We start from the raw sequence: 13,259 nt of genomic DNA on the forward strand, positions 1-13,259 counted from the left end.
TTTCGTCTGGTTCGTTTAGTCATTCGAAACATTACTGGTATCGCTTGCGGCATAGCCAGTGAGAATGGTGCTTTCATCTGCAAGTCCGAAAATGTATTTAAAAATATCATTTGCTGCAAGGCAGGCATTACCGGATGCATATCCATTGGCAATACGGACAGAAATTGCATATTTCGGTTCAGAGGCTGGTGCATATCCGATAAAAAGCGCATTGTTCGGATGGTAGTAATCAATCTCAGCTGTACCAGTCTTTCCGGCTGCTTCAACTCCAAGACCATTAAACTGGTCATGTGTCTGCACTACACGGTACATGCCATCATGGATATCATCCCAGATGTTGCTTGCAATGTCAAGCTGGCCTTCTTTTTCGGAAGGATATTCTTTTACCAGATTTCCCTTGGAATCGGTTACACGGTTCAGAAGAGAAAGCTTGTAGATGCTTCCGGATGTTGCAATGGTAGTTGCGTATCTTGCAAGCTGACTGGTGGTAAACAAGTTGGTACCCTGTCCAATATAAGAAGGAACTGCATTTTTATCTGAAACCTGAGGGGAAGCTTCGGAAATTTCGATTCCGGTCTTTCGGTCAAGTCCCATCAGCGACGCATATTTCTGGAGCATTCCAAGGCTTCGTGCCTCGGAAAAATTCCCCTCAGAATCCTTACCAAGTTCAAAACCGATGGTGCTGAAGAATACGTTGCAGGACTGCTCAATAGCTCCGCGGATCTCAAGAGAAGAATGTCCCTGCTTGTTCCAGCAGTTGATCGGGGGTGTTACAAGATCAAAACTTCCTGTACACTCAATGTAAGTATTATCATCGATCACACCCTCTGACATACCGGCAACTGTGGAAAGGATCTTCAGTGTAGATCCAGGTGCTGTTCTCTGCTGAGTAGCCTTATTAAAAAAAGGACTGGAGAGATCGGTGGAAAGCTTTGCATAGTAATCGGTATCCATATTATTGGTAAGTCTGTTATTATCATATCCCGGATAAGATACACATGCAAGTACATCTCCTGTTTCTACATCGGTAAGAACGGCTGATGCAGAACACGGAGCTAACGCAAGCTGGGCAGGAGTGATCTCAAGGTTTGCAATCTTACGGTACATAAATGTATAGGAATCGATCTGACCGGAAGCCAGACTCTGATAAAGCTCGTCCTCTTTAGAGAGAACCCCCTGTTCATAAAGGACAAGACACAGTTCCTGTCCGTTGATGGTATCTTCCTGAAGCATATATTTGTACAGAAGTTTGGAAAATCCTGTATCTGTCTTCAGATAGCTGATAACGTAATCAGTCAGAGCCTGATATATTTCAGTGGAATCCAGATATTCACCGGATGTGGAAATCTGGGAAATATCGATCCAGTTCTGGCTGGCGGCATAGTTAAGATAATCTTTCAGGCTAATGCTCTGGTCGTTTTTCCATGCTTTGTAAGTCTCATCGGAAGTATCAATGGAATCACTTTTCAGAACATTCAATGTGTTTGTGAGAAGATCATCACAGATATAGGTAAGGTATTCCTGAATCTGTGCATCTTCATCTTTATAAGCAGGCGGATTATCACCTGTGAGCCTGTTACTTATTGTATCAAAAACCTGCTGCTGTTTTTGTTGAAACTTGGCATATAAATTTTTTTCTGTATCAGAAGCATCATCATTGCCGAATTTTGTGATATCGATCACGCTGTTGGCAATCAAAGCATTGTATACATCATAGATCGGAATGGTAATCTTACTAGCATCTTTCTCGGCTTCATAGTCGTAAGATTTATTTGGTGTCAGCTTGGAAAGAACGATTCCGGCTACACGCTGCTCCAGGATCTGATAGATACTCTTCTGCCAGTCTGAATCAATGGTCAGATAAACGTCGTTGCCAGCTACAGGATCTACAGTTTTGGAGCTGTCGATATCCAGAACTTTACCAAGGTTATCAACGGTTACGGTTTCTTCACCGTCTTTGCCCTGAAGATCCAGTTCCATATACTGCTCGATTCCGGCTTTTCCTACGATAGCATCGTTGGAATAGTCAGGGTTTTCTTTACGAAGAGTTTCCAGTTCCTCGGAAGAAGCCTGGCCTGTGTAGCCAAGGATCGGAGCCATGCTCTCATCATCTACATATTTTCGGGTGGAATCTTCCACAATATCAATTCCCTGAAGTTCTGCCTGATTTTCTCTTATGGCTGCAACAGATTTTTCACTGACATTAGTTGCGATGGTAACAGGCATATATTTCTTGAAGCTGTTGGTATTCAGCTGATAACGCATAATTGCGATTTCAAGAATTTCCTGTTTGGTAAGCTCATCAGGAAGTGAATGCGCAGCAAGCTCTTCGCTGGTGTAAGCATCTTTACCGTACAGTACAATGGAAAAACCCTTGTTTCCTGTGAGGTAATCCATCATTTCAGCAGCAGTGGCATTTTTCTGCTCATCGCTTAAGTTATCGATCTGCGCTTCTCCGTAAACATCTGCGCGGAAACGGTTCAGTGTAAAGCCCTCATCTACATCAAAGGCATAATCACCGTGATCGTTTACAATAATATGAAAATTATCTGAGAGACTGTCACCATTTCCGGAAAGGATCTGAAGCACCTGGTAGGCAATGCCGTTCAGTGTCAGATTTTTTTCTCTGGAGGTGTCGTATGTACCGCTGTCTTCAAAAGTAACAGAATAGGCAAGTACATTGGAAGCAACTACTGTGCCGTTCCTGTCATAAATATTACCACGGGTACTTTTGATCACTCGTGTTTTAGTTGTTCTTGACTGAAATTTATTGATGTAGTCCTGACCCTGTATGATCTGCAGGCTGAAAAGCTGCCTTACAAGAACAGAAGAAAGAAAAACAAATACGATCACAAGAACTGTTGTACGTTTTAAGCGTATTTTTTTGATGATTTTTTTTATTTTAATTCCCAAATAGACTCACTTTCTTTCCTTACAGTATCCATTAAGTGGTAGTTGATCCAGTAAAATGCCCGGTATACGATGATCGTGAGGAAAACCGTATAGACAATTTCAGGAATGATGATCCTATACATATAGGTCCAGAATCCAAGGCGACCCCGAAGAAGAAACTGCAGGCCGTATACAGCCAGATTATAAAGAAGATCAGTTCCTGCTACAAGGAAGATCGGAACCTTCAGATCATCATCGTAAAAGCTGTGGAACGCATAACCACTGATAAACCCTACATACATATAGATCAGTGCATAAAAACCAAACAGTGATCCGTAAAAAAGATCAATAAACAGTCCGGAGAAAAAACCTGTCCAAAGACCAGCTTTACGACCGCGCATCAGTCCCATCGCAACACAAAGGATCAGTGGCAGGTTCGGTGTAATAGAACCAATGGAAATGTAATCTATTACTGTACATTGAAGTAAAAAACAGACTATTATGGTAATAAACAGTACGATTTTATTTTTCATCGGACGCATCCTCCGATTTATCTACTGCGTCCTGTTTATTGACGGTAATAACAAATACATCTTTGAGATGGCCAAAATCCACCGGTGTTACAATGGTACCTGTTTTTGTCAGGTTGTTGGGATCCTGCTGGATCTCACTGACATAACCGATAAACAGTCCTTCTACATATTTTTCACTGATGTTGGATGTGACAATACGTTCGCCTACAGTTACCTTGTTGTCCTGATCATACAGCTGTTCGAAACTCAGTTTACCCTCATCAATAAGCTCCAGATCTCCTGTTACAACGCAGTTGTCAGAAGTGCTGACTGCCATTGCACTTACGTTGCTGCTGTCATCAATAATAGAACGTACGGTTGCCCAGGAAGGTCCTACCTCTGTGACAATACCAACAAGCCCTTTGCCTGCAATTACGTTATTATCAATGTGGATACCATCATTACTGCCCTTGTTGATCATAAAGGTATCATACCAGTTCCCCGGATCTTTGGAAATGATACGCGCTGCAACTTTTGGATAGTCGGAGTATTCCTGATCCAGATCATAAAGTTCCTTCAATCTGGTAAGTTCAGTCTGATCCTGGATCAGGATGTTATTCTGCTCAGTGAGGCTGTTGATCTGATTTTTAAGATTCTCATTTTCCTGAAGCACATCCTGTTTATCACGGAGACTATTCTTTACATCCCCAAACATGTTGCTGACACCTGAGATACCTTTTTGAAATGGTACTACAAGGAAACTGGCAGCACCCTGCAGTGCCGAGGAGGATGATCCTGAAGCAACTGTAGCTACAATGCAGCTTCCGCAGAAAAGTGTCATGATCACAAGGAGATGCTTGCTTTTTAATTTGAAATGAAAACGCACTTTTTTTCTGATGTTTTTCATGTACATACCCCTTTACAGTTTTTTCTGCTTTACAGGCTGCGCCCATTTGCGCAGTTCTCTGTCGCGGATAATCTTCTCAAGGCCGCGCACAGCAGAAGTTTCGTACAGATCGGAAAGATTAAAGGCAAAGCCTGTGTAACTTGCAAGATAATTATCAAGATAAGGAAGCCGTGTGCTGCCGCCTGTCAGATAAATGCCTTCTTTTGCTATGTGATAAGCAATCTGAGGCGGCGTACGTTCCAGAAAAGTCTTCATTTCCGATGCGATCTGGTTTACACAGTTGGTAATTCCCTCATTAACTACTGAAGCAGAAACCACTTCTTCTCTTGGAAGACCGGAAACACTGTCAATTCCTACCACCTTGCGGGCTTCTTTCTTCTGATCGTTCAGCCGTCCCATCACCAGTTTAAGACGCTTGGCCGTGCGGGTTCCAATCTGGAGATTATATTGCTTGCGGATTTCGCTGCAGATGGATTCGTTCATTTGTCTTCCACCAATAGGGATTTTTCGGCTGATGATTATCTTTCCTTCGGTGATAATGGAGAACTCTGTACTCTGGGCACCGATGTTAACGATCATACTGCCCTCTTCCTTCTCGAGATTCACATTCATGGCAATTGCGTCTGCAATAGGGGATTCTACCATGAAAACGCGGTTCTTGCGAAGCCAGTGTCCGTTGACCAGATGATAATAAGCTCTCTTTTCGATGGCCGTCATATCAAGAGGAACTGCAAAATACATATCAGCACCAAGACCGGTTGTATGATCGATCTTTCGCATCATACTGTACAAGACGATCTCCTGAAGTTCCAGATTGGCGATCATACCAAACGCCATAGGGGAATTCACCGTAACATCAGCTGGTGCTTTTTCAAACATTTCGTATGCATCGTTACCCATGGAAAGGATTTTACGTTCACGATAGGCCACCATGTTTTTTTCTATGTAGGTTTTATTTCTAAAAGCTGAATAAACTTTTACAGAGCTGCTCCCCAGGTCTACTCCGTAATGATTTCTAAAAAGCATAAATCTGCCCCTTCACTTAAATGTACTCGTCAAAAATTCCTTTTTCGCGGAAACTGATGTATTTCTGGTCGCCTATGATAATGTGATCCAGAAGATGGATTCCAATCATTTCTCCTGTTTCATAAATACGTCTTGTCACATCCAGGTCAGCTTTGCTGGGGGACGGATCACCGCCTGGGTGGTTGTGGACAAGAATCAGATTCACAGCGCGGAACTTCACTGCTTCCACAAAGACCTCTCTCGGAGTGATCAATGTGGCATTGGCTGTGCCGCGACTTAAAAGCTGCTCTCCAGTCAGATGGTTATGTCCGTCCAGCATCATACAGTAAAGCAGCTCCTGCTCTTCATGACGAAGCTGCTCCATATAATATCTGGCAATGGTGACAGGACGGTTAAAAGACAGCTCCGGTTTAGCTGCAGCTGCAGCCATACGTTTGGAAAGCTCCCCGATGCATTTCAGCTGTATGGCTTTAACCTTACCGATGCCACGAATTTTCATCAGTTCAGGTAAGGAGACATGAAACAGTCCAAGAAGTCCGGAATGTCCGTTCTGTTCCGACAAATTAAGGATTTCATCTGCCAGTGCAAGGGAACTTATACCCTGAACGCCACAGCGCAGGATTACGGCCAGAAGCTCTCTGTCATTTAAAGCCTGCTCCCCTTCCCGTAAACATTTTTCATACGGGCGTTGATAACCTGGCATTTCCATGATTGTATCTTTCATTTAATTTCCCTTTTCGCTCCCGGAAGAAGGAAATGCAAAATTGCAGTGATTATTTTAGCATAAAAAGCTGGGGATGTACACTCTATCCCGGAAATTTCCACTTTTTTCACATTTTGTTTAAAGGAAGAGAATAAATGGAAGCCACTGCTTCTGCTACTTTAATTCCGTCCATAGCAGCAGAAGTGATGCCTCCTGCATAGCCGGCTCCCTCACCGCATGGATAAATTCCTCTTATATTAGAAGTAAGTTCTTTATGGTCACGGACGATCCTCACAGGAGATGAGGTTCTGCTTTCAACACCTTCCAGAAGGGCATCCGACCTGTCAAAGCCGGCAATTTTTTTCCCAAAAGCATGAATACCTGCTTCGATAGAATCCCCGATCTCTTTCGGGAAAATGCTTCGGACATTGGCAAGGGTATATTCTCCTTTGATACAGGGAATTACTTCACCTAATTTCGTACTTTTCTGATTCCTGCAGTAATCCCCGAAAAGCTGTACCGGAACTTTACCATTTCCTGTTTCCCAGGCTGTAAGTTCCAGTTTACGCTGCAAGGCAATTCCTCCAAGCACATCTTCTTTCGGAAAATCAGAAGGGTTAACAGTAACAATGATAGCACTGTTGGCATTATGGCTGTTACGTGCCTGATAGCTCATGCCATTTACTGCAAGCATCCCTTCCTCAGAGGAAGCATTTACTACATAACCGCCCGGACACATACAAAAAGAATAAACACCTCGTCCATTTTCCAGTGTATGGGTAACTTTATAGCTGGCAGCTCCCAGGCGTTCATTTTCCGATTCTCCGTAAAGATCCTGGTTGATCATGGTCTGTGGATGTTCTATACGCACGCCTACGGCAAACGATTTCGGCTCCATGTGAATTCCTCGTTTCTTTAACATGGAAAACGTATCTCTTGCACTATGGCCAGGTGCCAGAACGCAGACCTCTGCAGGAATCTTATCCTTGTCATTGACCGTAACACCTTCCAGATGTCCATTATTCAGAATAAAATCCGTTACAGTAGAACGAAAACGGAACTGACCGCCCATCTCTTCGATCTGATGACGCATAAACTGAACGATTCCCACCAACTGATCTGTGCCAAGATGGGGCTTCTGCTGATAAAGGATCTCGGCAGGTGCTCCTGCCTCTACAAAACGGCTCAGCACTTCTTTTCCTCTCCCGAAAGTATCTTTTACAAGGGTATTCAATTTTCCGTCAGAAAAAGTTCCTGCTCCGCCTTCTCCGAACTGTACGTTGGAATCCGGGTCAAGAACACCGTTTTTCCAGAACTGCTCTACTGTTTGCTGGCGTTTGTCAGCTTCCTCACCACGTTCCAGTACAAGCGGACAGTAACCGGCCTTTGCAAGATACCATGCACAGAACAGACCAGCAGGACCGCTTCCGATCACTACTGGTGGATGAAGCAGTTTTTCAGAGCCTGGCTCAGGAAAATGATAGCAGGTCTCTTTAGTTAACATAACATTTTTATCGCGAATCTTCTTGAGGACGCGAGATTCGTTATCTGTTTTTACATCGATGGTGTAAACAAATTTTTTATCATCTTTATGACGTGCATCCAGAGATTGTTTGTGGATTTTGTAAGTAAAAGGTGTATTGCCAAGACGAAGCGTTTTGGTGATCTTTTTCTGAAGCTGCTCTTCTGTGTGGGTGATTGGCAGTTTCATCTGTGTGATCCGGATCATGAATTCTCCTCCTTTGCTGCATGAATGCCGGCTGTGGCACCGCTTGACCAGGCCCACTGAAGATTGTATCCTCCGCAGGTTCCGTCAATATCAAGGAGTTCTCCTGCAAAATAAAGCCCTTTATGGAGCCTGGATTCCATGGTATGACTGTCTATTTCAGAAGTATCCACACCGCCGGAGCAGATCTGCGCCTGTTCAAAAGAAAGGCCGCTTTTTACAGAAAGTCTGAAATCTGTGATCGCAGAGATCAGATCCTTCTGTGCAACTAAAACGCGGATCAATTTTTCAGGAAAAAGACCTGTGAGAAGTTCTTTTTCATTTTTGTACGGACAGTCATTTTTTCTTCTGCCGAGATATTCCTGCAGTTCCTGTTTTGTAAATTCAGGAAAAAAGTTGATCGACAGTTCCACTTTTTTCTTTTCGTAAATAGCACGGATAGCATAACGGGAAATCTGAAATACAGGAATTCCGGATACGCCATAATCTGTAAGCTGTAATTCCCCCTGCTGGGAAGTTTCTGGCGTGCCGTTGATATATAGAGTTACTTTTCCCTCTGTACGCACACCGCTCCAGCCGGAAAAATAATTCTCCTTACATTTAAGGGCAGTCAGTGCAGGCAGCGGTTCAATAAGATGATGACCAAGACTTCGGGCTATCTTATAACCGCTTTCACCGGAACCGGCAACAGAGGAAGCTTTGGAACCATTGGCAAGGATCACGGCATCACAGGTGTAGATCCAGCCATCAGTATGGACATTCCAGTGTCCGTCAGAAAAAGACACGCCTGTAACAAGCTGATTGGTTTTCAGTTTTACTTTCAGGCTCCGGACTTTCATAGTAAGCACTTCTACGACACTTTGGGCCTGATTGCTCCGGGGATAGATCCAGCCATTGCGGTCTGTGATGCAGATTCCCAGTTCCTGAAAGAAAGAAATCGTGTCTTTTACTGAAAACTGTTCAAGTGCATCTTTTGCAAATTCCGGATGTGTTCCTCTGTAAACACCTTCTGCCTGGTTTAGATTGGTCATATTGCAGCGTCCGTTTCCTGTAGCACAGATTTTCCTGCCAGGACGGTCATTCTGTTCCAGTACTGTGACAGCTGCTCCGCCTGCAGCAGCTTTTATTGCCGCCACAAGGCCGGATGCACCTGCACCGACTATGATAATCTGTTTCATAATTTCACAAGATCCTTGTCAACCATGTATTGAAGAGATTTCAGAATTCCAAGTTTTGCATGTTCCCATGTAAGTCCGCCCTGGAAGTAAACAGCATACGGATCTTTCATAGGTCCATCAGCAGAAAGCTCAATGGAAGATCCCTGGATAAATGCACCTGCTGCCATGATAACCTGGCTGTCATAACCTGGCATATCCCATGGTTCCGGTGTCACGAAACTGTCTACCGGTGCAGCTGCCTGGATTCCCTGACAAAATGCAACAAGCCCCTCCGGACTTCCAAGAGTTACAGCCTGAATGATATCCTGACGTGGTTCTGTACTGTTTGGCACTACCGGGAAACCAAGCTTCTCATAGATATTAGCTGCAAAAACAGCTCCTTTTAAAGCCCCTTTTGTGACCATCGGTGCAAGGAAAAATCCCTGGTACAGAGAACGGTTTACACCAAGAGTTGCACCGACTTCCATGCCAAGTCCCGGACATGTCATACGGTAAGAAGCATTTTCCACGCAGTCTTTTCTTCCCGCAATGTAGCCGCCAATAGGAGCAAGTCCGCCGCCCGGATTCTTGATCAGGGAACCAACCATAATGTCAGCTCCTACGTCACTTGGCTCAATGGTATCTACGAATTCCCCATAGCAGTTATCTACCATGCAGATCACATCAGGCTTGATTTTCTTTACAAAAGAGATCAGCTCCCCGATCTGTTTTACAGAGAAGGAAGGACGAGTCTGGTAGCCTTTGGAGCGCTGGATCGTTACCAGTCTTGTTTTTTCGTTAATTGCTTTTTTAATGTTTTCGTAATCGAAAGTACCATCGGAAAGAAGATCTACCTGACGGTATTTTACACCGTATTCAGCAAGAGAGCCATTGGATTGACGGATTCCGATAACTTCTTCCAGGGTATCATATGGTTTTCCGACTGGGGAAAGCAGCTCATCGCCCGGACGTAAATTTCCGAACAGGGCAATAGCCAGTGCATGGGTTCCGCAGGTAATCTGTGGGCGAACCAGGCAGGCTTCTGTATGAAAAGTATCTGCATAAACCTGCTCTAGGGTTTCTCGGCCAAGGTCATTGTAGCCATATCCGGAGGAAGCTCCGAAACATGCTTCGCTTACGCGGTTTTTCTGCATTGCATGGATCACTTTCATCTGGTTATACTCTGCAGTCTGGTCAAATTTTTCAAAACGTTCTTTTAAAGAGTCTTCTATTTTCTTGCCGAAATCATAAACCTCGGAAGAGATTCCGAGCTGTGCATACATTTCTTTCATAATAATCTTTTCCTTCTTTTTTTATTATTCAGACAGAAGAATCCCCTTTTCTCTGCATACAGAAAGCATGTAGGTAAGGATCTGACTGTCATTGTAATCAAATTTATCTTTATCCACCCAGGTTACTTCTCCTTCTCTGCGGAACCAGGTAAGCTGCCGTTTGGCGAAATGTCTGGTGTCACGCTTCAGGATACGGACAGCTTCATCGTAAGGATATTCTCCTTCCAGCCATGCAAGGATTTCTTTGTAACCCAGACCCTGCATGGATACCATTCCTCTGTGGCATCCCATCCGCTGAAGTGTTTTTACTTCTTCTACCAGGCCGTTTTTCAGCATTTCATCTACTCTTGCATCAATTCTCTCATAGAGAAGAGGGCGTGGGGCATTCAGAACAAAATAAGCCAGATTATATGGGCTTACATGTTCTTTCTGCTCCTCATTATGTTCGGAGATCCGGGTACCGTTCTGTTTATAGAATTCCAGTGCGCGGATTACGCGTTTAACATTATTTTCGTGAATATCTTCTGCTGATTTCGGATCAACAGATGCAAGCATATCGTGGAGAAAAGTGTTGCCCTTTTCTGCTGCTAATGTTTCCAGTTCTTGGCGATAGCTGTCATCCTGCTCTGACTGGGTAAAATCAATATCTCTGGTGAGTGCCTGAATATAAAATCCGGTGCCGCCCACCAGGATAGGAATCCTGCCTTTTGCGTAGATCTCTTCCATTGATTTTTTTGCCAGCTGCTGAAAAAGCACGATATTAAAATCTTCTGTAGGATCCAGCACATCTACCAGATGGTGAGGGACACCGTCCATTTCATCCGGAGTGATCTTGGCAGAACCAACATCCATATAGCGGTATACCTGCATGGAGTCTGCAGATATGATCTCACCGTTTACTGCTTTTGCCAGAGCAATAGAAAGCTTTGTTTTTCCAACAGCAGTAGGTCCGGTAAGAACAATAAGAGGTTTCTTCATAATGTCCTCCCGTATTATACGATACGTTTAAATTTCTTTTCGATTTCTGTCTTTGTCATGGAAATGATGGTTGGTCTTCCATGAGGGCAGTTATAAGGATTTTCCAGGGTCAGGAGCTCATCGATCAATTTATCCGCCTCCTGAGGTGACATGGCATGATTTCCTTTTACAGCTGCTTTGCAGGCCATAGTGGCAAGTCTTGCAGTAAACAGCTCAAAAGCATCTTTTGCGCCGTCTGCGCCGAGATGATCCAGCATTTCCAGAAATACTTCTTCCTCGGTCATTCCAAGAAGCAGGGAAGGCACTGCGCTGATACTGTATTCCCGACCGCCGAATGGCTCGATCTCGAAGCCGAAATCCCGGAAATAGTTTTCGTTTGCCTTCAGAAGACTTTCTTCCTCCAGGCTGAGAGAAACGATCAGCGGCGGGCTTAAATACTGAGACCGGATTTCCTGGGATTTAAATAACTTCACAAACCGCTCATAATATACTTTTTCATGTGCCGCATGCTGATCGATAATGTAAAAATTTTCCTCAAACTGTACCAGCCAGTAAGTGTCAAACAGCTGTCCGATCAGCTTGTGGCGGCTTCTGGATTCCGGTGCAAGAAGCCGTTCCTCAAAAAGTTCCAGTTGTTTGGGCTGTTCAGTGGGGACGGGGTCTGCCGGGGGAGATACAGGAACAGAATCATTACACGATTCCTGGAATGAGACTCCGCCGGATTCATTGGATGCTTTGAATATGGAAGTCTTCGTATTGAAAACACTAGTGTTATCCGATGTATTTGGCGTATTCTGTGTCGCTGTGTTTTCGCAGATGTTTTTTTCTTTTAAAGTCCCGGAAAACATTTCCTCCTCTTCTTTTGTAAAAGGTTTGGAATTATAAAAGGAGCTTTCCTCCACGGAATCTTCTGAGGCTTTTTGCGAAAATGTTGTACTGGTAGCGGCAGCCGGTTTGCTTCCATACATTTCCTGCCGTCTTTTTACTTCAAAGGGTTCCGGTACGTTGCCTGGTTTTACCTGCTCAGCGCGGGATACGGGTGTTTCTTTTCCAACAGATACCTGAGGGATCAGTTCTCTGTGGGTAACTGCCTTTCGGACTGTTTCATAGATTGCTGTATAAACTTCGGTTTCTCTGGCAAAACGTACTTCCCTTTTAGCTGGGTGTACATTCACATCAAGATCATTTCCATCCATCTCGATCCGGAGAGAAACAAACGGAAATTTATGCTGCATTACAAAGCCTTTATATCCATCTTCAATAGCCTTGGTAATAATCTTGTTTTTTACATATCTTCCATTAATATAATAATTCTCGAAAGTACGGTTTCCTCTGGATATTTCCGGTTTTCCCACAAAGCCTTCAATCTTCATGAAGTCATTTTCGTAGGAAACTTCAAGAAGAGCCCTGGCAATATCACGTCCGTAAACACTGTAGATTACGTCTTTAACACTGTAGTTTCCGGAACTTGAAAGCTTGACCTGGCGATTCTGGATATATTTAAATGAAATTTCCGGATGGGAAAGTGCCAGCTGTTCCATCAGGGTGTTGATATAACCAGCTTCTGTTGTATCTGATTTCAGAAATTTACTTCTTGCCGGTGTGTTATAAAACAGATTCCGGATCAGGAAGGTAGTTCCCTCCGGAGCACCCATTTCTTCTAAAGACTGTTCCTGGCCGCCTTCGATCACATAGCGGGTGCCGCTGATAGCAGATGGAGTTTTGGTTATCAGTTCCACCTGGGCTACAGCTGCAATACTGGAAAGAGCCTCGCCTCGGAAACCAAGAGAGGCGATATGGACAAGATCCTCTACTTTTTCAATTTTGCTTGTGGCATGACGGAGAAATGCAAGAGGAACCTGCTCTGCTTCCATTCCGGAACCATTGTCAGTGATGCGGATCAGTTTTTTTCCACCGTCTGTGATTTCAACAGTGATAGCTGTTGCCCCTGCATCAATAGCATTTTCCACAAGCTCTTTTACAACGGAGGAAGGTCGTTCCACAACCTCTCCTGCTGCGATCTTATCAATGGTATTCTGGTCTAAAACTGCAATTTTTCTCAAATG

General features: G+C 44.0%; 10 protein-coding genes. All 10 read right to left on the reverse strand.

What is annotated here, in order from left to right; genetic code table 11:
• Positions 1–15: 15 nt before the first annotated feature.
• The 10 genes from AC04Q4_RS02865 to mutL all read right to left on the reverse strand — a co-directional run bounded on the left by AC04Q4_RS02865 (position 16) and on the right by mutL (position 13,256).
• On the reverse strand, positions 16–2,913 hold the full coding sequence (locus AC04Q4_RS02865; RefSeq protein ID WP_476388452.1) for a penicillin-binding transpeptidase domain-containing protein: 2,898 nt from the start codon (positions 2,911–2,913) through the stop codon (positions 16–18).
• The gene (gene mreD, locus AC04Q4_RS02870) at positions 2,898–3,425 is read right to left on the reverse strand and encodes a rod shape-determining protein MreD (protein ID WP_476388453.1); all 528 of its coding nucleotides are present in this window, start codon (positions 3,423–3,425) and stop codon (positions 2,898–2,900) included. Before mreD ends, AC04Q4_RS02865 begins: the two co-directional genes overlap by 16 nt.
• Positions 3,415–4,311 carry a rod shape-determining protein MreC gene (gene mreC / locus AC04Q4_RS02875; RefSeq protein ID WP_173736973.1) on the reverse strand — a complete coding sequence of 299 codons (897 nt, stop codon included), beginning with the start codon at positions 4,309–4,311 and terminating at the stop codon, positions 3,415–3,417. Before mreC ends, mreD begins: the two co-directional genes overlap by 11 nt.
• A 12-nt stretch (positions 4,312–4,323) precedes the next feature.
• Entirely contained in the window at positions 4,324–5,337 is a 1,014-nt protein-coding gene (locus AC04Q4_RS02880; protein WP_173736972.1) for a rod shape-determining protein, read from the reverse strand.
• 16 nt (positions 5,338–5,353) lie between these two features.
• Positions 5,354–6,061, reverse strand: a complete 708-nt coding sequence (gene radC / locus AC04Q4_RS02885; RefSeq protein ID WP_173736971.1) for a RadC family protein — start codon at positions 6,059–6,061, stop codon at positions 5,354–5,356.
• 106 nt (positions 6,062–6,167) lie between these two features.
• Positions 6,168–7,769, reverse strand: a complete 1,602-nt coding sequence (locus tag AC04Q4_RS02890) for an FAD-dependent protein (RefSeq protein ID WP_476388454.1) — start codon at positions 7,767–7,769, stop codon at positions 6,168–6,170.
• A complete protein-coding gene (locus AC04Q4_RS02895) occupies positions 7,766–8,944 on the reverse strand; it encodes an aminoacetone oxidase family FAD-binding enzyme (RefSeq protein ID WP_476388455.1) in 1,179 nt (392 codons plus the stop codon). The genes AC04Q4_RS02890 and AC04Q4_RS02895 overlap by 4 nt, the downstream gene beginning before the upstream one ends.
• Positions 8,941–10,215, reverse strand: coding sequence for a methionine gamma-lyase family protein (locus AC04Q4_RS02900; RefSeq protein WP_476388456.1), 1,275 nt, complete (start codon positions 10,213–10,215; stop codon positions 8,941–8,943). The genes AC04Q4_RS02895 and AC04Q4_RS02900 overlap by 4 nt, the downstream gene beginning before the upstream one ends.
• A gap of 24 nt (positions 10,216–10,239) precedes the next feature.
• Complete coding sequence (miaA, locus tag AC04Q4_RS02905) at positions 10,240–11,193, reverse strand: tRNA (adenosine(37)-N6)-dimethylallyltransferase MiaA (protein WP_476388457.1); 954 nt, start codon at positions 11,191–11,193, stop codon at positions 10,240–10,242.
• A 14-nt stretch (positions 11,194–11,207) separates the two neighbouring features.
• Positions 11,208–13,256, reverse strand: a complete 2,049-nt coding sequence (gene mutL, locus AC04Q4_RS02910) for a DNA mismatch repair endonuclease MutL (RefSeq protein WP_476388458.1) — start codon at positions 13,254–13,256, stop codon at positions 11,208–11,210.
• Between the last annotated feature and the right edge of the window lie 3 nt (positions 13,257–13,259).

The sequence above is a fragment of the Blautia sp. HA8986 genome, from assembly GCF_056504635.1.